Source organism: Halorubrum sp. CBA1125, from assembly GCF_009742825.1.
Taxonomy (GTDB): domain Archaea; phylum Halobacteriota; class Halobacteria; order Halobacteriales; family Haloferacaceae; genus Halorubrum.
On the sequence record NZ_WPCE01000298.1, the window covers coordinates 1 to 2,296 of the forward strand.

Annotated in this window: 2 protein-coding genes; both read left to right on the top strand. The window is 70.6% G+C overall.

Annotation, left to right across the window (positions count from 1 at the left end):
* Window positions 1-327 precede the first annotated feature (327 nt).
* Complete coding sequence (locus tag GJ633_RS15930; protein ID WP_156589557.1) at window positions 328-1,197, top strand: SMP-30/gluconolactonase/LRE family protein; 870 nt, start codon at window positions 328-330, stop codon at window positions 1,195-1,197.
* Between the two features lie 76 nt (window positions 1,198-1,273).
* A partial coding sequence (locus GJ633_RS15935) for an AGE family epimerase/isomerase (protein ID WP_156589558.1) occupies window positions 1,274-2,296 on the top strand: 1,023 nt, incomplete at its 3' end.

The following is a 2,296-nucleotide window of genomic DNA, read 5'->3' on the forward strand; positions in this document are numbered from 1 at the left end:
GTCGGCGGCGTACCTCGACCGAAGTTCTGATCCACCGCCCGGCTGGGAGATAATGTGGAAAGGGCCTCAAGAAACTTCAGACTTGGGCGGAGGGATACGAACTGCACTCCTCGAGACCTTATGGGTAAGAGACAGCACTCAACACGAGGATACTGCTCCAGGAGAGACTCTCGTAGCCGTAGCCGCCTTCGGATCCCGTTGGGAGTCTGCCGGTCAGGGACGGGTCGATCAGTCGGTTCGCTCGGCGCTCAACTGGTTCGCTCGGCGTCGGATACGGCGGCGCTCGGGTCAGACACACTCAAGTGCCGGCGTTCTGCAGGGATCCGCATGGCTCGGGTCGAGCGGGTCGCGGACACGACGGCACACACGGGGGAGGGGCCCCTGTGGCACCCCGACGAGGGACGGCTCTACTGGGTCGACATCCCGGCCGGACGGCTCCACCGGTACGATCCCGAAACGGAGCGCGACGAGGTGGCGTACGAGACCGACGGCGTCCCGATCGGCGGGTTCACGGTCGAGGCGGACGGCGCGCTCCTCCTCTTCACGCGCGGGAGGGTGGAGCGGCTCGTTCCCGGCGAGTCCACGACCGAACGGGTGGCGACCGTCGACGCCGACACGCGGTTCAACGACGTCATCGCCGACCCCGAAGGGCGGGTCTTCGCCGGAACGATGCCCGGATCGGGCGCGCTCGGCGACCTCTACCGGATCGACACCGACGGGTCCGTGCGAGTCGTCGTCGAGGGGATCGACGTCCCGAACGGGATGGGCTTCTCGGGGGACGGAACGACGTTCTACCTCACGGAGTCCGCGAGCAGGCGGATCGACGCGTTCGACTACGACTACGCCACCGGCGAGATCGCGAACCGACGGTCGTTCGTGGAGACGCCGCCGGGCGACGGCGTTCCGGACGGGATGACCGTCGACGCGGCGGACCACCTCTGGTCCGCCCGGTGGGACGGCGGCCGGGTGGTCAGGTACGATCCGTCCGGCGCCGTCGTCGACGCGGTCTCGCTGCCCGCGCGGAAGGTGGCCTCGGTCACCTTCGGCGAGCCGTCTCGCGACGCGCTGTACCTGACGACCGCGCTCGCCGGCCGTGACCGGTCGGTCGAGGGCGACGGCGCCGGGGCCCTCTTCCGCGTCACGGGGCTCGCTCCGAGCGGGAGATCCGAATTCCGGTCTCGCGTCGCCGTCGGATGAGTCGTCGCGTCCGAGGGAAGACGACGGGGGTCGGGAGTCGATCGGGTTTTTTGCGGCGCGATGTCGAACGGATCGCATGGCTCGACACGATCCACCGTCGTTCCGCGGACGGCTCCTCGCGACGCTCCGGCTCCAGAACCCGGACGCGCTCGACACGAGTTCCGGCGGCTACCGACTGCTCCACCCGGAGACGGGCGACCCGTACACCGGCGATCGCCGACACCTGGTGGCCACGTGTCGATCGGTCGCCAACTTCGCCGCGGGCACCGTCGCCGACGGACCGGCGTGGTGTCGCGACGCCGCCGCGCACGGCGTGGAGTTCCTCGAAGCGACGCACCGCGCCGACGCCGACGATCGGAGCGAGGGATATCACCTCCTCGTCGAGCCCGACGGGACGCCCGTGGACCGGACGCGGTCGGCGTACGGGCACGCGTTCGTCCTCCTCGCGTACGCCCGGGCGACGGCGGCCGGGATCGAGGGCGCCGAGGCGGGTCTGACGGCGACCGTCGACCTCCTCGACGAGCGGTTCCACGACGGGACGGGCTGTCTTCGGAGCGACTGCGACGCCGACTGGGAGGAGCTGGAATCGTACCGGGGGCAGAACGCGAACATGCACGCCTGCGAGGCGTACCTCGCCGCGTACGAAGCGACCGACGAGGAGGCGTACCTCGCGCGAGCGCGCCGCATCGCGACGCGGATCGCGGTCGAGCTGGCCGGAGAGACCGACGGGCTGCTGTGGGAACACTACACCGCCGAGTGGGACCACGACTTCGCGTACAACGCCGATGAGCCCCGCCACCAGTTCCGACCGCCGGGGTACCAGCCAGGCCACCACGTCGAGTGGGCGAAGTTCCTCGCGCTGCTCGACCGGTTCGACGCCGAGGTGCCGGCGTCGCTGGGAGGCGGCGATGCGGACGGGAACGACACCGACGCGACAGACTGGTACGAGCGTGCGGTCGAGCTGTTCGAGACGGCGACCGACCTCGGCTGGACCGACGGCGGCTTCGCGTACACCGTCGAGGCCGACGGCGACCCGATCGTCGCGGACCGGTACGGGTGGGCGCTGGCGGAGGGGATCGGCGCGGCGGCGGCGCTCGGC